The organism is Streptomyces albireticuli (genome assembly GCF_002192455.1).
GTDB lineage: Bacteria > Actinomycetota > Actinomycetes > Streptomycetales > Streptomycetaceae > Streptomyces > Streptomyces albireticuli_B.
Map to the genome: position 1 here is coordinate 3,093,103 of NZ_CP021744.1, position 18,890 is coordinate 3,111,992.

Consider the following 18,890-nt stretch of genomic DNA (forward strand, 5'->3'; position numbering starts at 1 on the left):
CGGCGGCCCGGAGCGAGCCGCGCCGTCAGTATGCGGGCGCGCGGCGCACGGAGTCGGTGGGAAAAACTCCCCTGTTCCGGGAAAGCTTCAGAAGAGCTGCTGCTGGCCGTCCATCGGCGGCTGCTCCGGGTCGAACAGCCTCGGCTCCGTCGACAGCAGCGGCGCCGAACGGCGCGAACCGGGACAGGACACGAGCTCGTACGAGAACGCGGGGCGGCGGCCCGGCGGGTCGTGGCGGGCGTAGCGGCCACCGACGACGGCGATCTCGCGGGAGCAGACGGGGCAGGTGCGGCGGGGGGAGGACATCCCACCAGTGTCTCGCATGCGGGGATCTGTGCGGGTCAGGGTTCCGGCGGAGCTTTTCCCCACCCCGCCCCTTCCCGTAACCGGGGGCTCCGCCCCGGACCCCCTTTCCGCGCTGACGCGCGGTGTCCTCAAGCGCCGGACGGGCTGAGAACACGCCCGCCCTCAGAACCGCTCCGTCGGCTCGTACGTGCCCCACACCTCCCGCAACACCCCGCACACCTCCCCCACCGTCGCCCGTGCCCGCAGCGCGTCCTTCATCGGGTACAGCACGTTCTCCGTCCCGCCCGCCGCCTTCCGCAGCTCCGTCAGCGCCGCCTCCACCGCCCGCCCGTCGCGCTCCGCGCGCAGCCGCTCCAGGCGGGCCACCTGCTGGGCCTCGATCGCCGGGTCGACGCGCAGCGGCTCGTACGGCTCCTCCTCGTCCAGCCGGTAGCGGTTGACGCCGACGACCACGCGTTCGCCGGCGTCCGTCTCCTGGGCGATGCGGTAGGCGTTGCGTTCGATCTCGGACTTCTGGAAGCCGTCCTCGATGGCGGCCACCGCGCCGCCCCGGTCCGCGATCCTCGTCATGAGGTCCAGCGCGGCCCGCTCGACCGCGTCCGTCAGCGACTCCACGGCGTACGAACCGGCGAACGGGTCGACCGTCGCCGTCACGTCCGTCTCGTAGGCCAGCACCTGCTGGGTGCGCAGGGCCAGCCGGGCCGCCTTGTCCGTCGGCAGGGCGATGGCCTCGTCGAAGGCGTTGGTGTGCAGGGACTGGGTGCCGCCGAGGACGGCCGCCAGGGCCTGGACGGCCACCCGCACCAGGTTGACCTCGGGCTGCTGCGCGGTGAGCTGGACGCCCGCCGTCTGGGTGTGGAAGCGCAGCATCAGCGACTTGGGATCGCGCGCGCCGAACTCGTCGCGCATCACCCGCGCCCAGATCCGCCGCGCCGCCCGGAACTTCGCGACCTCCTCCAGGATCGTCGTGCGGGCCACGAAGAAGAAGGACAGGCGCGGCGCGAGGCCGTCGACGTCCATGCCGGCCGCGACGGCCGTACGGACGTACTCGATGCCGTTGGCGAGGGTGAAGGCGATCTCCTGCGCGGGCGAGGCCCCGGCCTCGGCCATGTGGTAGCCGGAGATCGAGATCGTGTTCCACCGGGGGAGCTCGGCGGCGCAGTACCGGAAGGTGTCCGCGACCAGCCGCAGCGACGGCTTGGGCGGGAAGATGTACGTGCCGCGGGCGATGTACTCCTTGAGGACGTCGTTCTGGACGGTCCCGGTGAGGGCCACCGCCGGTACGCCCTGCTCCTCGCCGACCAGTTGGTACATCAGCAGGAGCAGCGCGGCCGGGGCGTTGATGGTCATCGAGGTGGAGACCTCGCCGAGCGGGATGCCGCCGAAGAGCACCCGCATGTCCTCGACCGAGTCGACGGCGACGCCCACCTTGCCGACCTCGCCGCCCGCGAGCGCGGTGTCCGAGTCGTGGCCCATCTGCGTGGGCAGGTCGAAGGCGACGGAGAGGCCCGTACCGCCGTGGGCGATGAGCTGCCGGTAACGGGCGTTGGACTCGGCGGCCGTGCCGAACCCCGCGTACTGGCGCATGGTCCAGGGGCGGCCCGTGTACATCGTCGGGTAGACGCCGCGGGTGAAGGGGTACGCGCCGGGGGCGCCCAGCCGTTCGGCGGGGTCCCAGCCGGGGGCGGCGAGGGCGTCGGGGCCGTAGACCGGCTCGACGGGGAACCCGGACTCGGTCAGACGCGGCGGACGCGGGCGCCCGCTCCCCCCGTCCCGCACACGCTCCGGCCTCGGCTCCTGGGTGCCCATCGGCTACCGCCTCCCGCTCCGCTGGGGCTGTGTCCACCAGCATGCGCCGAGGGGTGGGGCGGGGGGAGTCCCGACACGGCCTGTGTGTGCGGCGCGGTTGTAGGGGACGCGGTTGTGGGGGGCGCGGGCAGGGCCGGGGGAAGAGCCCCGCCCGCGCCGATGCGCAGGAGCCGACGGTATGGGGGGAACTCCGGCTCTTGCGCGGCCGATGACCAGTCGGCTCACTTCTTACAGCGCCGGGGGCGGGAAAATGTCACAGGGGGGTGCGGGGGCAAGGTGCGGGTGCGGGTGCCGGTGCGGGGCGCCTGCGGCGGGCTTTCCCCCAGCCCCGCCCCTTCCCGTAACCGGGGCTCCGCCCCGGACCCCGGTCCTCAAGCTCCCCCAGCTACCGCTGGGAGGTGCCCCCAGACGGGCTGAGTTGTCGCCCGGAACCGGGCAGGAAAGCCACCTCCGATCCACGGGAAGCAGCCTCTGGCACATGGGAAAGCCGACCTCGGACAGGAGGCAAATCCAGCCCGGCTGGGGGCACCTCCCAGCGGTAGCTGGGGGAGTTTGAGGCCACCGCGCGTCAGCGCGGAACGGGGGCCCGGGGCTTGCCCCCGGTTTCGGGAAGGGGCGGGGCTGGGGAAAGGCCCCGCGCAGCGGCAACCCCCTACGTACCCCGCGCCGCCGAATCCACCGGCACCAGCAACACCTCCGACCGCACCCCACTCTGCGCAGACGGCAACGGCAACGCGCCACCCAGCCCGGAAGCCGCCCCCGTCGCACCGCCCTTCGCCGGCAGATTCCGGACTCCACCCGGAGCACCCGCCCCGTCCAGCAGCTTCTCGCAGTACTTGCGGATCGCCGCCGCGCCCGCGCCCGCCGCGCGCTCCAGCGCGCGCATGTCGTTCTCGTCGACGGCGTCACGACGCCGCTGAGCGGTCAGGTAGTCGCGGCACAGCCGGGTGGCGAGGGTGGTGGCGCCGTCACCGGCGTCGGTTTCCTTGCCGTCGTCCTTACGGTCGTCACGGTCGTCGTTCCGGCCGCCGCCGTCGCGGTCCTCGCGGGTGTCGCCGTCGTGGCGGCGCCGGGTCTCGGACGGGGACGCGCCGGGCCCGGCGTTCCTGCCGCCGCCGTGGCCGGCGGTCGCGTCGGCGCCGGGCGTGGCGGAGGCCGACGGGCGGCCGCTCTCGCGCGGGCCGTCGTCCTTGCCGCGCGACGGGGTGGCTCCGGGGGCGCCGGGCTCCGTGGTGCCCGCGCCGCCGTTCTCCAGGGCGGACACGCTCGCGCCCGCCGCCGGTTCGGCGGTCGACCGCTTGAACGGCGCCGGGAGGACGCCCGTACCCGCGGCCACGGCGACGCCGCCGAGGGCGCAGCCGGCCAGTGCCATCGCCACGCCGACCTCGACGGGCCGCCAGCGTCTGCCGAACCGCCGGCGGCGGCCGGCGGCGATGGGGATGACCGGGGCGCCGGGACCGGACGTCACGGACGTGTCCGTTCCGGCCGCATCGACGCGCGTAGGTCTGTCCGCCGAAGTCGCCGGCGCGGCCCCGAGGGAGGCCGTCCCGGTCGTGGGCGCGGCCTCCGTCACCGCCTCCGGCGCGGAGGCGGCGCGGGCAGCGCGGAACGCCGCCAGTGCCGCTTCCTCGCCGGGCAGCGGGCCGCCGGGGGCCGCGGGAGGCGGGGTCAGGGAACGCAGGGCCGCGAGCAGGGCCGCCGCCTCCGGCGGGGCCGGCGCGAGCGGCGTCTCCAGGACCGGTCCGGGCTCCGGGGCCGGCTCCTTCTCCAGGGCAGGCCGGGTCCCCGGGGTCGGCGGAGCCGGCGCTTCCGCCGTGCACTCGGCGCCGGCCGGGGCGCTCAGGAGCCGTTCCACGGCGTCGTCGTCCAGCCAGTCTTCCAACCAGTCGTACCGGTGGTCGTCCGCCATCACATGTCCTTCTGCGTCCGCGCACGCAATTGCGTCACACCGGCAGAAGCGTTCGCTCCGGTGTGTGACGTCGGGGGCGTCGAAGAGGGCCGCCGCTGCGCGGGGAGCGCGTCGGCCGCCGTCACCAGCTCGGCCAGCCGCCGCAGGCCGCGATGGGCGGCGGTGCGGACCGCGCCCGGCCGCTTGCCGAGCACCCCGGCCGCGCTCTTCGCGTCGAGGCCGACGACGACTCGCAGCACGACGGCCTCCGCCTGGTCCTGAGGGAGCTGGGCTATGAGCGCGAGGGTGCGGTCGGTGCCGAGGGACTCCAGGGCCTCGCCCGCGGTGTCCGCGTCGGCGGGCCGGGCCGCGAGTTCGCTCTCGTCGCCGCCGATGGCCGGGCGCCGGCCCCGCATCCGTATGTGGTCGAGCGCGCGGTTGCGGGCGATCCGCGCGGCCCAGCCGCGGAACCGGTCCGCGTCGCCGGTGAACCGCTCCAGGTCGCGCGCGATCTGGAGCCACGCCTCGGAGGCCACGTCCTCCGCGTCCGGCTCGCCGACGAGCGTGCGGACGTAGCCGAGCAGGCGGGGGTGAACAGCACGGTAGACGGTACGGAATGCCGTCTCGTCCCCGCTCTGCGCCGCGCGCACCGCGGCCGTCAGCTCAGCGTCGTCCCCCTGCACGCCCTCATCCTGCCCCACTCCGAGAATCCGCGACTCAGCAGCCCGCGGGCCCGACGCCGTAAGGATTCTGCGCCCGGGTGTCACCGGCCATGGGGCCGGGTTCCACTGGCCGATACCCGGCGGCGCGGGACGGCACACCGGCCGTCGCCACCCGGCGCGGGGACGGCTGACCGCACGGACACATCTTCGGACCCCCTGGGGCTGTGGTCGTCATTTCCGGTGTTTCCCGGTTCCCCGGCCACTGGGACAGACGAGAACAGACGAGAGAGAGACGCGCTCCGACGAGCGCGGACCCCGCACGTTACGGGCATGTGCCCGGCCTCGTCCAGAAGAGACCCGACCACGGCGGTATGACAGTGTGACGGATTCGCGGCCCTTGGCGCTGTAGAAGATGCGGACCTCACCAGGGTTCGCACCGGACGGCGGCCGGGGCCTCTCCTGTGGGGGGTGGCGGCCCCGGCCGTCCTCCGTCCGGCTACAGCTTTTGACCTGGGCTTTTGCCGAGCCGCGCCCGCCACCGTGACCAACCGCGTGACCAACGCGCCCGGGTGCGGCAGGTGGGTGCGTGCGGGGGGCCGCTGCGCGGGGCTTTGTCCCCGCCCCGCCCCTTCCCGGAACCGGGGGCAAGCCCCCGGACCCCCGGCCGGGCTGATGCGTCACCGGGAAAACGGGTGGCCCCTTCGGCGCGCGCCCACCGGGCGCGCACCCCGGAACGCGCCCTCGCCCCGACCCGCCGGGACCTGCCCGTCAAGACCGGGCCGTCCGACCTGCCCGTCAGCCCCCGCCCGTCACGACCCGGCCCCCCGCGCGCCTCACGCCGCCGCCCCCGCCTCCTCCTTCGGCTCCACGTCCTTGACCGTGATCGTCAGGTCGTTGGTCACCGTGAAGTACGGGCGCAGCCGCACCTGCCCGCGCTCGGCCGCCGGGAAGGTGTCGATGCCCTTGCGGTCGGCGAAGTCGCCCGCGATCCGGCCCACGCGGACCAGCGCCGCCCCGGCCGCCGGGCGCACCCACAGGTCCCACAGGTCCTGCTCCTCCTCCGGCTTCACGCGCCGCGCCATCGGCTCGTACGGCAGCCGGCCGGAGCCGGCCGTCAGGGGCGCGCGGACGTCGCCCACCGAGCCGTCGCCGCCGCGCAGCCGGGCGATGATCTCCGCGCCCTCGCCGAAGGCGGCGCCGTGGGCGGTGAGGGTGAGGGTGACGCCGTCCTCGCCGACGCCCACCTCGGTGACCTCGGCGTGCTCGGGGCGCAGCCAGGCGCGCACCGCGAGGAAGCCGTCGCTGGTGGTGTACGGGACGCGGGCCGCGACGCCGTCCGCCGTCACCGCGAGCGGGCGGTTCAGCAGGGCCTTCTGCTCGACGAGCGCGGCGGTCAGCCGGCGGCGGGTCTTGTCGCCGGGGCGCTCGACGTAGGTGTCCCAGCGGCCCTCGGCCAGGGGCGCGGGCCCGAAGCGGGCCTCGACCCAGGCGCCGGGCTCGCGGCCGCCGGTGAGCGGGGCCTGGACGGAGGCGCGCTCCTTGCCCTTGGCGCCCCGCTGACGGAGCAGCGCGTGGGTGTCGGCGGCGGTGAGCTGCTCGGCGCGCAGCCTGACGGTCAGGGTGCCGTCGGCGGCGACGGCGCAGCGGGCCTCGGGGTGGGCGACGGCCTCGGGGGCCGGTGCGGCGACCGCCGGGGCGGCCTTGGCGCGTCCGCCGCCGAAGAGGCCGCGCAGCAGGCCCTTCTTCTTCTCGGGGGCGGCGGCCGTGGAGCCGGGCCGCAGTTCCTCGAACAGCTCCTCGTAGCGGTCGGCGATCCGGGCCGGTGCGTAGCGCAGGGCGGTCTCGCGGGCGGCCTTGCCGAGGCGCTCGCGCAGGGCCGGGTCGCCGGTGATCTTGAGGAGTGCGGCGGCGTAGGCGTCGACGGCGTCCGTGTCGTCCAGCGGGACGAGCACGCCGTCGGTGCCGTCGGTGAGGATCTCGCGCGGGCCGTAGGGGCAGTCGGTGGCGACGACCGGGAGGCCGGCGTGCATGGCCTCGACGATGGTCATGCCGAAGGACTCGGCGTCGGAGGCGACGGCGGCGACGGCGCCCTTGGACCACTCGGTCTCGATGGGCGAGCGGGCTCCCATGAGGGTGATGCGCTCGTAGAGGCCCAGGTCCTCGATCTGCTTGCGCAGCTTGGCCTTGGCGGGGCCGCGGCCGTAGATCCGCAGGTTCCAGTCGGGGCGCTCGGCGGCGATCTTCGCGAAGGCGGCGATCAGGCGGTCGTAGCGCTTGACGGCGACGAGCCGGCCGGCGGAGACGATCATGTTCGAGGTGCCGTCGGAGGGCTCGGCGGCGGGGGCCGGGACGGCGTTGGGGATGGCGAGGACGCGGGCGCGGGCGTCGGGGAGGGCCTCCCGGTAGTGCCCGGCGTCCGCTTCGGAGACGGTGGCGAAGGCGTCGAGCGCGGCGATGGCGGGATCCATCACGGCGTGCAGCTCGGGGACGTGCGCCTCGTGGGTGAGGTGCTCCTGGCCGAGGCGGAGGTAGCGCTCGGAGCCGTACTTCGCGAGGTAGCCGATGAGCTTGGGGCGGGTGGCGATGACGACGTCGGCGTCGGTGGCGGCGAGGTGGGCGGCCACGCGCTCGTCGGTGAGGGCCGTGGCGGCCATGCGGCCGTTGTCGATGCGCTCGTCGCGGAAGATCTCGCTCGGCCGCTGGTTGAGCGGCGTGGCGTACTCGTCGGTCTCGGCGCCCTCGCGGAGGTCGACCAGCGGGGTCAGCCGCACCCGGGGGTCGAGGGTGAGCTCGGGCTCGTCCACGGGGCGGTTGACGCTGACGATCCGCACCTCGTGCCGGTCCGCGAGGGCGGCGGCGAGGTTGACGGTGGAGCGGATGGTGCCGCCGATGCCGTACGCGTTGTGAAGCAGGAATTCGATCTTCATCGGGCCCTCGTTACAGATGCGGGGGGTACGCCTGCGCGCACTCCTCCGTGGAGAGATGCGTGAGCGACCCCGAGTATTACCTGAGTGCTGCCTTCCGCATATCCGACGACGGGAGTGCTCCGCATGGTTCAACCCCGAACGCTAAGCCCCTCAAGGGGCCACCCGCCCGGCGAGGGCCGAGAATTCCTTCCAGGGCAGGGTGGGCGGGCGGGGGTCCCACAGCCGCTGGGCGACGGCGGCGAGCGGCAGCCGGATGCCGTCGGCCACCTGCTGCGGGGTCTGGGCGTCGGGGAAGTCGCACCAGACGGCGAGCCTGCCGCCGGTGACACGGTCGGGGCCGGTGAGGTCCCGCGGGGCGGCCGTGGTGCCGCGCAGGACGGCGGGCGACCACTGCCGGTAGATCCGCTCGCCGGTGGGGTAGCGGAACTGGTTGGGCTCGCCGAGTACGTAATAGAGGTACTCGTCGTTGAGGTTGACGACGCGGCGTCCCTCGTTCAGGTACTCCTGCGGGTCGCGGGCGCCGATCTCCTTGCCCGTCCAGTACTCGACCTCGATGTCCTTGTCGGCGCTCACGACGCCGCCGCGGAAGAAGCCGTCGTTCCACGCCTTGGGCTTCTTGCCGAGGGAGCGCACCACGCCCGCCCGGTCGTTGAGCCAGGCCGTGGCGAGGTCCTGGACGCGGCCCCGGTCGCCGTAGCGCTGCCGGGCGAGCTGGGCCAGGCGCGGGTAGGAGGCCTCGGGGTCCTTGGCCATCAGGGCGCGGTACTCGTCGGCGCCGAGGTGGAAGGAGGCGCCGGGGAACAGCGGCGCGTACTCGCGCAGCAGGTCGTCGACGATGCGGGCGGCCTCGGGGTCGGCGATGTCGACCGCGCCCCGGGCGGCGGTGCCGGCGGCGTCCTTGAGCTGGAGGCCGGGGTGGGCCTTGATGACGGCGCCGAGGTGGCCCGGTGAGTCGATCTCGGGGACGACGGTGATGTGCAGGGAGTCGGCGAGGGCGACGATGCGGCGGACCTCGGCCTTGGTGAGGTGCTGGGGCGAGACGATCTCGGGGTGCGACTCGCTCTCGATGCGGAAGCCCTGGTCGTCGGAGAAGTGCAGGCCGAGCTGGTTGAGCTTGAGGTCCGCCAGCTCGCGGATCCGGGCCTCGATCCATTCGGCGGTGAAGTGCTTGCGGGCGATGTCGAGGTTGAGGCCGCGCTGGCCGCGGTCGGGGGCGTCGCGCACGACGCCTTCGGGGAGCCCGCCGCCGGAGCGCACGGCCTGCGCGAGGGTGCGCGTGCCGTAGAACACCCCGGCCTCACCCGCCGAGGTGACGAGGACCTTGTGGTCGTCGGCGGTCAGTTCGTACGCCTCCTCGCCACCGCTCTGGCCGGGGCGCAGGGCCAGCTCGATGTCACCGGGGCGGGCGGGGGTCCCGGCGGCGGTCATCTTGAGCTCGACGGCCAGCATGCGGGCCTCGTCGGCGAGCGGGCCGTCGGGGTCGGTGACGACCCGGGCCCCGACGGCGGGCCGCCAGCCGGGGCCGGGCACGGAGGTGGCGGAGCGCAGGGCCGGGACGGTGCGCGGGACGCCCGCCGGGACGGGCGCGCGGGAGGCGGCGGGCGGCGGGGCGCTGGACAGCGTGACCGGCTGGGACGCCTGCGGCGAGCGGGAGTCGTCCTGGGCGGGCCGGGTGGCGGACTCGCGCGGGCAGCCGACGAGGGTCATGGTGGCCAGCAGGGCGGCGGCGGCCACGGCGCCGCGCGGGGCGGCGGCCCGGGTGACCCGGGCCAGCCGGGCGATCCGGTGGAGCCGGTCGATCCGGGCAGCCCTGGTGAGGCCGGCAGGCAGTCCCATGGAGCAGAACCTCCTATATAGGGCATATATGGGCTGAAGGTATTGCCCTTTGCCTGGCTGGGTGTCCACCACGCGCCCGAAACGGGCCTCGTCCGAATGAAATTCGCGCGTCCGTCGGACAGCGCATCGGACCGTGGCCGAGAATCGTCGTCACCGTAGCGGCTCAGCTCCTCGACCGGAAGACCCAGTTCCGCGGGTGGCACACGGGTGTCCCGCGGACGCCGCGCGGGTGTCGCCGGCTGCCGCGTCCGCGCTGCCGCCCCCGGACCCGTTCGCCCCGTCCGCACCGCACCCGGACCCCACCCGGCCTCGTCCCGGGCACCGCCCGGACCCGGCCGTCGAGCCCTCCGCCGCGCCCCCTCTCCCGAGGAGACCACGCTGCACGGACCCGACCGGCACAGCCTCGACCGGCACGGCCTCGACCGCCTCAACTCCGCCTCGCCGGGCGCCGCCGAAGCCGCCCTCCTGGCCTGCTGCGGCAGCCGCCAGTGGGCCCACCACCTCGCGGACCACCGCCCCTACCCCGACCTGCGCACCCTGCTCGGCGCGGCGGAGCGGACCACCCACGCCCTGACCCCGGCCGCCCTGGCCGAGGCGCTCGCCGACGAGGCCGGCCCCCACCTGCCCGCCGAGGGGACCGGCCTCCACCGGCCCGTCCACGCCGTCCTCCGGCAGGCCCAGGCCGCCTACGAGCACAGATTCGGCCATGTTTTCCTGGCCTGCCTGGACGGCACACCCCCCGACGAGACCGTCACCCGTCTGCTCGCCGCGCTCCGCCTCCGCCTCACCCGCGCGCCGCACGAGGAGGCCGCCACCACCGTCGCCGAGCTCACCCGGCTGGCCCTGGGCCGGCTCGCCCGGCTGGCCTCCGACACCCCGTGCGCCCGGAGCCGCGACACCCCCTACGACACCTGGCGCGCCACCCGGCAGCCGCACGCCACATAACGGTCCCATCACACAAAACCGCAGGACAGACGGGGTACACCGGACATCCCGCACCCTCGGAAGGCCCTGGCCACTGGTCCGTACGTGCCTGTTTGATCACACCTGACGACCCCGTGAACCCGAACCGACAACGCGTCGCTACGATGGCCAGGGCCGGTGGACCGTACCCGGCCGGGCCCGCTGACAGTGAAGCCGGCAGGCTCTGATCCCCGCTCCCGGAGGGTTTTCCGTGCCGGCTGGAACGCTGTACCGCGGCCGGGAAGGCATGTGGTCCTGGGTGGCTCATCGAGTCACCGGCGTCCTCATCTTCTTCTTCCTGTTCGTGCACGTCCTTGACACCGCCCTCGTCCGCGTCTCCCCCGAGGCGTACGACGAGGTCGTCGCGACGTACAAGACGCCCCTCGTCAACGTGATGGAGTACGGCCTCGTCGCCGCCATCCTCTTCCACGCCCTCAATGGTCTGCGTGTCATCGCGGTGGACTTCTGGTCCAAGGGTGCCCGCTACCAGAAGCAGATGCTGTGGTCCGTTGTCACCATCTGGCTCGTGCTGATGGCCGGCGCCTTCTACCCCGTGCTCCAGCACACGCTGCGCACGCTGTTCGGGAGCTGACGCGAGATGTCCGCTGAGACCACCACCCCCGCGACCGAGACCGTGTCGCTGTACGACGTGGACAACCCGGCGCCGGTCATCGAGCCGCCCCGGGCCCGCACCAAGAAGACGCCCAAGAGCACCCGCACCAACTTCGAGCTGTACGGCTGGCTGTTCATGCGGCTGTCCGGCGTCGTCCTGGTCGTCCTGGTCCTGGGCCACCTGCTCATCCAGCTGGTCCTCGACGGCGGCGTGAGCAAGATCGGCTTCGCCTTCGTGGCGGGCCGCTGGGCCTCGCCGTTCTGGCAGGCCTGGGACCTGGTCATGCTGTGGCTCGCCATGCTGCACGGCGCCAACGGCCTGCGCACGGTCATCAACGACTACGCGGAGCGGCCCAAGACCCGCTTCTGGCTGAAGAACCTGCTGTACGCGGCCACGGTGTTCACCGTCCTGCTGGGCACGCTGGTGATCTTCACCTTCGACCCGAACATCCGCTAGAGCCCGGGGCTGACGAGACCATGCAGATCCACAAGTACGACACCGTCATCGTCGGCGCCGGTGGCGCCGGCATGCGCGCGGCCATCGAGTCGACCAAGCGCAGCCGCACCGCGGTGCTGACCAAGCTCTACCCCACCCGCTCCCACACGGGCGCCGCGCAGGGCGGCATGGCCGCCGCGCTGGCGAACGTGGAGGAGGACAACTGGGAGTGGCACACCTTCGACACGATCAAGGGCGGCGACTACCTGGTCGACCAGGACGCCGCCGAGATCCTGGCGAAGGAGGCCATCGACGCGGTCCTCGACCTGGAGAAGATGGGCCTGCCGTTCAACCGCACCCCGAACGGCACCATCGACCAGCGCCGCTTCGGCGGTCACAGCCGTAACCACGGCGAGGCCCCGGTCCGCCGGTCCTGCTACGCCGCGGACCGCACCGGCCACATGATCCTCCAGACGCTGTACCAGAACTGCGTCAAGGAGGGCGTGGAGTTCTTCAACGAGTTCTACGTCCTGGACCAGCTGATCACCGAGGTCGACGGCGTCAAGAAGTCGGCCGGCGTGGTGGCCTACGAGCTCGCCACCGGCGAGATCCACGTCTTCCAGGCGAAGGCCGTCATCTACGCCTCCGGCGGCACCGGCAAGTTCTTCAAGGTGACCTCCAACGCGCACACCCTCACGGGTGACGGCCAGGCGGCCTGCTACCGCCGCGGCCTGCCGCTGGAGGACATGGAGTTCTTCCAGTTCCACCCGACGGGCATCTGGCGCATGGGCATCCTGCTGACGGAGGGCGCCCGCGGTGAGGGCGGCATCCTCCGCAACAAGGACGGCGAGCGCTTCATGGAGAAGTACGCGCCGGTCATGAAGGACCTCGCGTCCCGTGACGTCGTCTCGCGCTCCATCTACACGGAGATCCGCGAGGGCCGCGGCTGCGGTCCCGAGGGCGACCACGTCTACCTCGACCTCACGCACCTGCCGCCGGAGCAGCTCGACGCCAAGCTCCCGGACATCACCGAGTTCGCGCGTACGTACCTGGGCATCGAGCCCTACACGGACCCGATCCCGATCCAGCCCACCGCGCACTACGCCATGGGCGGCATCCCGACCAACGTCGCGGGTGAGGTCCTGGCCGACAACGACACCGTCGTCCCCGGCCTGTACGCCGCCGGCGAGGTCGCCTGTGTCTCCGTGCACGGCGCCAACCGCCTCGGCACCAACTCGCTGCTGGACATCAACGTCTTCGGCAAGCGGGCCGGCATCGCGGCCGCCGAGTACTCCGCCAAGGCCGACTACGTCGAGCTGCCGGAGAACCCGGCGCAGCTCGTCGCCGACCAGGTCGAGCGCCTGCGCAACTCCACGGGCAAGGAGCGGGTCGCCGAGCTCCGCAAGGAGCTCCAGGAGACCATGGACGCCAACGTCATGGTGTTCCGCACCGAGCAGACCATCAAGACGGCCGTCGAGAAGATCGCCGAGCTGCGCGAGCGCTACAAGAACGTCTCCGTGCAGGACAAGGGCAAGCGGTTCAACACCGACCTGCTGGAGGCCATCGAGCTGGGCAACCTGCTCGACCTGGCCGAGGTCATGGCCGTGTCCGCACTGGCGCGCAAGGAGTCCCGCGGCGGTCACTACCGCGAGGACTACCCCAACCGCGACGACGTCAACTTCATGCGGCACACCATGGCGTACCGCGAGGTCGACGCGGACGGCACGGACTCGATCCGCCTCGACTACAAGCCGGTCGTCCAGACCCGCTACCAGCCGATGGAGCGTAAGTACTGATGAGCACCCCGACGCTCGAGAAGAGCGCGGCCTCGGCCGAGTCCGAGGCCCCCGCGCACCTGATCACGGTCACCTTCCGGGTCCGCCGGTTCAACCCGGAGATCTCGGACCAGGCGACCTGGCAGGACTTCCAGCTGGAGATCGACCCCAAGGAGCGGGTCCTCGACGGCCTCCACAAGATCAAGTGGGACCACGACGGCACGCTGACGTTCCGGCGCTCCTGCGCGCACGGCATCTGCGGCTCCGACGCGATGCGGATCAACGGCAAGAACCGCCTGGCGTGCAAGACGCTGATCAAGGACATCAACCCGTCCAAGCCGATCACGGTCGAGCCCATCAAGGGCCTCACGGTCCTGAAGGACCTCGTGGTCGACATGGAGCCGTTCTTCCAGGCGTACCGCGACGTCATGCCGTTCCTCATCACCAAGGGGAACGAGCCGACGCGTGAGCGTCTCCAGTCCGCCGAGGACCGCGAGCGGTTCGACGACACCACCAAGTGCATCCTGTGCGCCGCGTGCACGTCGTCCTGCCCGGTGTTCTGGAACGACGGCCAGTACTTCGGCCCGGCGGCCATCGTCAACGCCCACCGCTTCATCTTCGACTCGCGTGACGAGGCCGGGGAGCAGCGGCTGGAGATCCTGAACGACAAGGACGGCGTGTGGCGCTGCCGCACGACGTTCAACTGCACGGACGCGTGCCCGCGTGGCATCGAGGTCACGAAGGCGATCCAGGAGGTCAAGCGGGCGCTGATCACGCGCCGCTTCTGACCGGCCGGTCGGGCTTGTACGGCGAGGCCCCGCCCTCCCCTGTGAACGGGGGGGGGCGGGGCCTCGCCGTCGTGAGCGGGGGTTTTCCCCTACCCGCCCCTTCCCGAAACCGGGGGCTCCGCCCCCGGGCCCCCGTTCCGCGCTGACGCGCGGTGGCCTCGAACTCCCCCAGCTACCGCTGGGAGGTGCCCCCAGCCGGGCTGGATTTGCCCGGTTCCGGGCAGCGAAGCAGCCCGTCCGGCGCTTGAGGACCGGGGTCCGGGGCGGAGCCCCGGTCAGCCCGCCCGCATCGCCGACGCCACGTCCAGCAGTGCCTCGCGCCGGCGGGCCAGCTCCGCCAGTTGTTCCTCCACGCGGGTCAGCTGGCCGTCCAGGATCTGGACGGAGTGGTCGCAGGCGAGGAGGCCCGGGCCGCCCTGGGCGCAGGGCAGGAGGTCGCGGATGGCCTCGGTCGTGAGGCCTCCGGCGAGGAGTTCGCGGATGCGCGTCACGCGTTCGACCGCGTCCGTCCCGTAGCGCCGGTAGTCGTTGGCGTCCCGCTCCGAGGTGAGCAGGCCCTGTCCTTCGTAGTAGCGCAGGAGCCGGGGGCTCACCCCGGTACGACGCGACAGCTCACCTATGCGCATGTGCGGATTCCCCCCGGGGACTTGACCTTGACACTGATGTCATACGGCAACCTCTTGGCCATGACACAGATTCCCACGCCCCTCGCCACCACCGTCCACGGCTCCGGCCCCGGCATCCTGCTCGCGCACGGCGCGGGCGGCAGCATCGAGGGCAACTACCGGCCGGTCATCCCGGCCCTGGCCGAGCGTCACACCGTGGTGGCCCCCGACTTCCCCGGCTCCGGTGCCACGCCCCGCTCGGCGGAGCCGCTGACGGTCGACGGCCTGTCCGACGCGCTGATAGCGGCGGCCGACGCGGCCGGCCTGGAGACGTTCACCCTGCTCGGCTACTCGATGGGCACCCTGGTGTCCGTACGGACGGCGGCCCGTCACCCGGAGCGGGTGCGCGGCCTGGTCCTGACGGCGGGTCTGGCCAAGGCGGACAACCGCACGCTGGCCTCCCTGGACATCTGGCGGAAGCTCCTGGACGAGGGCGACCTGGAGACCTTCGCCCGCTTCATCGCCCTCTCCGGCTTCGGCGAGGACTTCTTCAACGCCGTGCCCGCCGGGGAGCTGGACATCTTCTACAAGGTGCTGGCCTCGGGCGTCCCCGCCGGTGCCGCGGAGCAGGCGGCCGTCGTGCAGTCCTCGGACACCACGGCCGACCTGGCCGGGATCTCCGTGCCGACGCTGGTGATCGCGCCGCTCCAGGACACCCTGGTCGCGCCCGCGAACTCGCGCTTCCTCGCCGCGAACATCCCGGGCGCCGAGTACGCCGAGATCATGACGGGCCATGTGACCATGGCGGAGAAGCCCGCCGAGTGGGGCGGCCTGATCACGTCCTTCCTCGACCGGCACGGCCTCTGAGCCGCGGCGTCAGATCCTGCCCAGCTCCCACAGCCGCAGGATCCCGGTGCCGTCCGACAAGTACTGCGTCCCGGAGACGGCGGAGTTGCCGAGGGTGTACTCCTTCTTCTGCCACAGCGGCAGCAGGGGTACGTCCTCGGCGACGATCCGCTGGACCTCGCGGACGTCCTCCGCGACGCGGCCGCGCTGGTGGTTCCGCTGGGTGTCGCGGATGAGCTTCTCGACGCGGGCGCTGGAGTAGCCCGTGTGGAGGGCCGAGCCCGCGCCGACCAGCGGGGTGATGAAGGTGTCCGGGTCGGGGAAGTCCGCGACCCAGGTGAGGCAGTACGCGTCGTAGGCGCCGCGGGCGTAGCCCTCCAGGAACTCCTTCCACTCCACGTGCTGCGTGGTCACCTCGAACAGCCCGGTGGCTTCCAGCTGCCTCTTCAGCAGGGCCGCCTCCTCGTCGGTGGCGGCGCCCTGCGAGTAGGCCAGCCGGAAGCGGACCGGCTGGGTGATGCCCGCCTGCCGCAGCAGGGTCCGGGCGCGCGCCGGGTCCGGCTCGGGGTAGGCGTCGAAGAACGACGTGGCGTGGCCCGTCAGGCCCTGCGGGACGAGGGAGTAGAGCGGCTCGACCGTCCGGCGGTGGATGTCGCGCGCGAGCGCCGTACGGTCGACGACGGCGGCGATCGCCCTGCGCACCGCGACGTCCTTCACGGGCGAGCCGTCGCGCAGGTTGAAGACCATCGAGCGGGACGTGGGCCCCGAGGTCTCCATCATCTTCACGCCGGCGTCCGACGGGGACTGCTCGGCGGTCACGGCGGGCGGCAGCTGGCGGCCCGCGACGTCCACGGAGCGCCGCTGCCAGGCCTGGGCGAGCGCCGCCGGGTCGCGGTAGTACCGGACGGTCACGGGCTCGCCCTTGTGCCGCACGGCGCCGCGGTAGCGGTCGTTGGGCCGCAGCTCGGCCCGGAGGCCCTGCCGGTACTCCTTGAGGACGTACGGGCCGGAGCCGTCCACCTCGGCGCCCGCGCGGAGCCGGCCCGCGGGGTAGGTCCGGGAGTCGACGATCGCCCCGGCACCGGTGGCGATCTTGAACGGGAAGGTGGCGTCCGGCACCTTCAGCCGGAAGCTGACCGTCCGGTCGGCCGTCCGCACGCTCTCCAGGGTGTCCAGCAGCGGCCCGGGGCCCTGTTTCGAATTGATCCGGCGGATCCGGTCGAAGGAGAACTTCACGTCCCCCGCCGTCAGGTCGTGGCCGTTGGTGAACTTCAGGCCCTCGCGCAGCGTGCAGGCGTACGTGCGTAGGTCCCGGCCCTGGAAGCCGCAGCGCTCGGCCGCGTCCGGCACGGGGACGGAGGAGCCGGGCGTGAAGGTCAGTAACGACTGGTAGACGTTGCTGTGCAGGGCCCAGGAGCCCACGTCGTAGGTGCCCGCCGGGTCGAGCCCGGTGACCGCGTCCGTCATGCCCACCGTGATGGGCCCCCGGTCCTCGTCCCCCGGCGACATCAGCCCGCAGCCCGTGGCCCCCGAGACCAGCAGCACCACACCCAGCACACCTGTCCGAACCCGGACCCCACGCATCCCCGCGCCCCCTCCGCCCAGTGATGCGCATCACTCAAACATACGAACGCGCATACGTCCCGGGAATAGGCCAAGTGATCGTCACCCGGTCCGGGGAACCACGGCGGCCGCCGCGCTGCGCGGGGCGGCCACGGGGCATCTACGGGGCAGCCGCGCGGCGGCCGCGCCCCTCCGTCTCCGCGTCTATGACGTGCGCCGCAACGCCCGTACGCCGCGCAACCCGATCAGCCCGACGGCCGTCCCCAGAAGAAACGAGGTGACCGCGAGCGCGAGGTGGACCCAGAAGTACGCGGTGGGGTCACCCGCGTCGTCAAAAGCGAGCCCGCTGCCGTCCTTCCACAGATTCTTCGCGAAGGTGATCCAGATGAACCAGCTCCACACCCCGAAGGCGAGCAGGAACCAGGACACCGGGCGGGACAGGGTGGCCGCGCGGCCGGACGGGCGAGGGGCGGGCGAGGCGTCCCCGGAAGAACTCAGCATGGGTTTCAGTATGCGTTCGGCCTCCGGCACTGGTCCTATCGGGTCCTCGGCACGGGTCCGTCCCGGTGAGGCAGCGACTAGGGGGTACGGGCGGCGGGGTACGTTCACGGACGTGCCGACGACGACATCACACCCCCCGCGGCTCGCCGCGGCGGGACGCTACGGAGCCGCCCTCGCGGCGACCGCCTCGCTGCTCCTCCCGCTGATGACCGCCGCGCCCGCCCACGCCGACAATCCGGCCGACGGCAAGGGCGCCCCCAAGGTTCCGCCCGCTCAGATGTCCACGGTGGGCGGCGAGTTGCTGGGCAAACCCGGGCCGCAGGTGCGGCGCGGGCCCGGCGCCCCCCAGCTGCCCAAGGATCTCAGCGGCCGCTCCTGGCTGGTGGCCGACGCCGAGTCCGGTGAGATCCTCGCCGCGAACAACGCCCACTGGCGGCTGCCCCCGGCCTCCACCCTCAAGATGCTCTTCGCCGACACGGTGCTGCCGAAGCTGCCCCGCGACCAGACCCACAAGGTGGTGCCCTCGGACCTCGCGGGCATGGGCGCGGGCAGCAGCGCCGTGGGGGTCAAGGAGGGCTCCTCCTACTCCGTCCACGACCTGTGGCTGGGCGTCTTCCTGCGCTCCGGGAACGACGCGGTGCGGGTGCTGTCGGCCATGAACGGCGGCGTCCCGCGCACCGTCAAGGACATGCAGGCGCACGCGGAGGACCTCCAGGCGAAGGACACCCACGTCGTCACCCCCGACGGGTACGACGCCGACGGGCAGGTCTCCAGCGCCTACGACCTGACGCTGTTCGCCCGCTCCGGCCTCCAGAAGGCGGACTTCCGGGAGTACTGCGCCACGGTCTCGGCGAAGTTCCCGGGCGAGGAGAAGCCCGGCAAGAAGCGGGACAGCTTCGCCATCGTGAACACCAACCGGCTGCTGACCGGCGAGGGCATGCCCAAGGGCGAGCCCTACAAGGGCATGGCCGGCGTGAAGAACGGCTCCACGACCAACGCGGGCAACACCTTCACCGGGGTGGCTCAGCACGACGGCCGCAAGCTCCTGGTCACGGTGATGAACCCGGAGACGGCCGAGCCGCACCGGGTGTACACCGAGGCCCGCGAGCTCCTCGACTGGGGCTTCGAGGCGGCCGGCCACGTCCAGCCGGTCGGCGTCCTGGTGCCCCCCAGGGGCGCGGCGGACAAGCCCGGCGACGGCCGGGCCGACCAGGCCACGCAGCACGCCCAGGCGTCCGTCGCGGGCTCCGGCGGCGGCATGTGGACGGCCGTCGGGATCGCGGGGGCGGCGCTGGTGGTGCTGGCCGTGGGCGGGTTCGTGGTGCACCGCAGGCACCCGCTGCCGGACCGCGTGCGGCGGCGCGGCTGAGCGC

Annotated in this window: 16 protein-coding genes; 7 read left to right on the forward strand and 9 right to left on the reverse strand. The window is 73.0% G+C overall.

Going from position 1 to position 18,890, the window contains the following annotated elements; translation table 11 throughout:
* Positions 1–87 precede the first annotated feature (87 nt).
* The 6 genes from SMD11_RS13025 to SMD11_RS13050 form a co-directional block, all read right to left on the reverse strand.
* The gene (locus SMD11_RS13025; RefSeq protein WP_087926621.1) at positions 88–306 is read right to left on the reverse strand and encodes a hypothetical protein; all 219 of its coding nucleotides are present in this window, start codon (positions 304–306) and stop codon (positions 88–90) included.
* Positions 307–468: 162 nt separating this feature from the next.
* Positions 469–2,115 (reverse strand): acyl-CoA mutase large subunit family protein, encoded by a 1,647-nt coding sequence (locus tag SMD11_RS13030; RefSeq protein WP_087926622.1) that lies wholly within the window; start codon positions 2,113–2,115, stop codon positions 469–471.
* Between the two features lie 652 nt (positions 2,116–2,767).
* Positions 2,768–4,024 (reverse strand): hypothetical protein, encoded by a 1,257-nt coding sequence (locus SMD11_RS13035; protein WP_087926623.1) that lies wholly within the window; start codon positions 4,022–4,024, stop codon positions 2,768–2,770.
* Complete coding sequence (locus SMD11_RS13040; RefSeq protein WP_087926624.1) at positions 4,024–4,686, reverse strand: RNA polymerase sigma factor; 663 nt, start codon at positions 4,684–4,686, stop codon at positions 4,024–4,026. The genes SMD11_RS13035 and SMD11_RS13040 overlap by 1 nt, the downstream gene beginning before the upstream one ends.
* Positions 4,687–5,498: 812 nt before the next feature.
* A complete protein-coding gene (locus SMD11_RS13045) occupies positions 5,499–7,592 on the reverse strand; it encodes a glycosyltransferase family 4 protein (RefSeq protein ID WP_087926625.1) in 2,094 nt (697 codons plus the stop codon).
* Positions 7,593–7,742: 150 nt separating this feature from the next.
* Positions 7,743–9,428 carry a beta-N-acetylhexosaminidase gene (locus tag SMD11_RS13050; RefSeq protein WP_087926626.1) on the reverse strand — a complete coding sequence of 562 codons (1,686 nt, stop codon included), beginning with the start codon at positions 9,426–9,428 and terminating at the stop codon, positions 7,743–7,745.
* Positions 9,429–9,635: 207 nt separating this feature from the next.
* Here SMD11_RS13050 and SMD11_RS13055 point away from each other — a divergent pair, with 207 nt between their 5' ends.
* The 5 genes from SMD11_RS13055 (at position 9,636) to SMD11_RS13075 (ending at position 14,002) form a co-directional block, all read left to right on the forward strand.
* On the forward strand, positions 9,636–10,373 hold the full coding sequence (locus SMD11_RS13055) for a 2-oxo-4-hydroxy-4-carboxy-5-ureidoimidazoline decarboxylase (protein WP_234366019.1): 738 nt from the start codon (positions 9,636–9,638) through the stop codon (positions 10,371–10,373).
* Positions 10,374–10,602: 229 nt separating this feature from the next.
* Entirely contained in the window at positions 10,603–10,983 is a 381-nt protein-coding gene (gene sdhC / locus SMD11_RS13060) for a succinate dehydrogenase, cytochrome b556 subunit (protein WP_087926627.1), read from the forward strand.
* Positions 10,984–10,989: 6 nt separating this feature from the next.
* Positions 10,990–11,460 (forward strand): succinate dehydrogenase hydrophobic membrane anchor subunit, encoded by a 471-nt coding sequence (locus tag SMD11_RS13065; RefSeq protein ID WP_087926628.1) that lies wholly within the window; start codon positions 10,990–10,992, stop codon positions 11,458–11,460.
* 20 nt (positions 11,461–11,480) lie between these two features.
* Entirely contained in the window at positions 11,481–13,235 is a 1,755-nt protein-coding gene (gene sdhA / locus SMD11_RS13070) for a succinate dehydrogenase flavoprotein subunit (protein ID WP_087926629.1), read from the forward strand.
* Positions 13,235–14,002: a succinate dehydrogenase iron-sulfur subunit gene (locus SMD11_RS13075; RefSeq protein WP_087926630.1), complete on the forward strand. Its 768-nt coding sequence runs from the start codon at positions 13,235–13,237 to the stop codon at positions 14,000–14,002. Before sdhA ends, SMD11_RS13075 begins: the two co-directional genes overlap by 1 nt.
* A 275-nt stretch (positions 14,003–14,277) precedes the next feature.
* Here SMD11_RS13075 and SMD11_RS13080 read toward each other — a convergent pair whose 3' ends face one another.
* Positions 14,278–14,628: a MerR family transcriptional regulator gene (locus SMD11_RS13080; RefSeq protein ID WP_087926631.1), complete on the reverse strand. Its 351-nt coding sequence runs from the start codon at positions 14,626–14,628 to the stop codon at positions 14,278–14,280.
* Positions 14,629–14,688: 60 nt separating this feature from the next.
* Here SMD11_RS13080 and SMD11_RS13085 point away from each other — a divergent pair, with 60 nt between their 5' ends.
* Complete coding sequence (locus SMD11_RS13085) at positions 14,689–15,474, forward strand: alpha/beta fold hydrolase (protein ID WP_087926632.1); 786 nt, start codon at positions 14,689–14,691, stop codon at positions 15,472–15,474.
* A gap of 9 nt (positions 15,475–15,483) precedes the next feature.
* Here the strand turns inward: SMD11_RS13085 and SMD11_RS13090 are convergent, their stop codons facing one another.
* Positions 15,484–17,037, reverse strand: a complete 1,554-nt coding sequence (locus tag SMD11_RS13090; protein WP_087926633.1) for an ABC transporter substrate-binding protein — start codon at positions 17,035–17,037, stop codon at positions 15,484–15,486.
* Positions 17,038–17,220: 183 nt separating this feature from the next.
* A complete protein-coding gene (locus tag SMD11_RS36360) occupies positions 17,221–17,517 on the reverse strand; it encodes an SCO4848 family membrane protein (RefSeq protein WP_228772892.1) in 297 nt (98 codons plus the stop codon).
* A gap of 10 nt (positions 17,518–17,527) precedes the next feature.
* On the opposite strand from SMD11_RS36360, the gene SMD11_RS13095 reads away from it, so the two are divergent.
* Entirely contained in the window at positions 17,528–18,886 is a 1,359-nt protein-coding gene (locus SMD11_RS13095; protein ID WP_418952521.1) for a D-alanyl-D-alanine carboxypeptidase family protein, read from the forward strand.
* Positions 18,887–18,890: the final 4 nt, after the last annotated feature.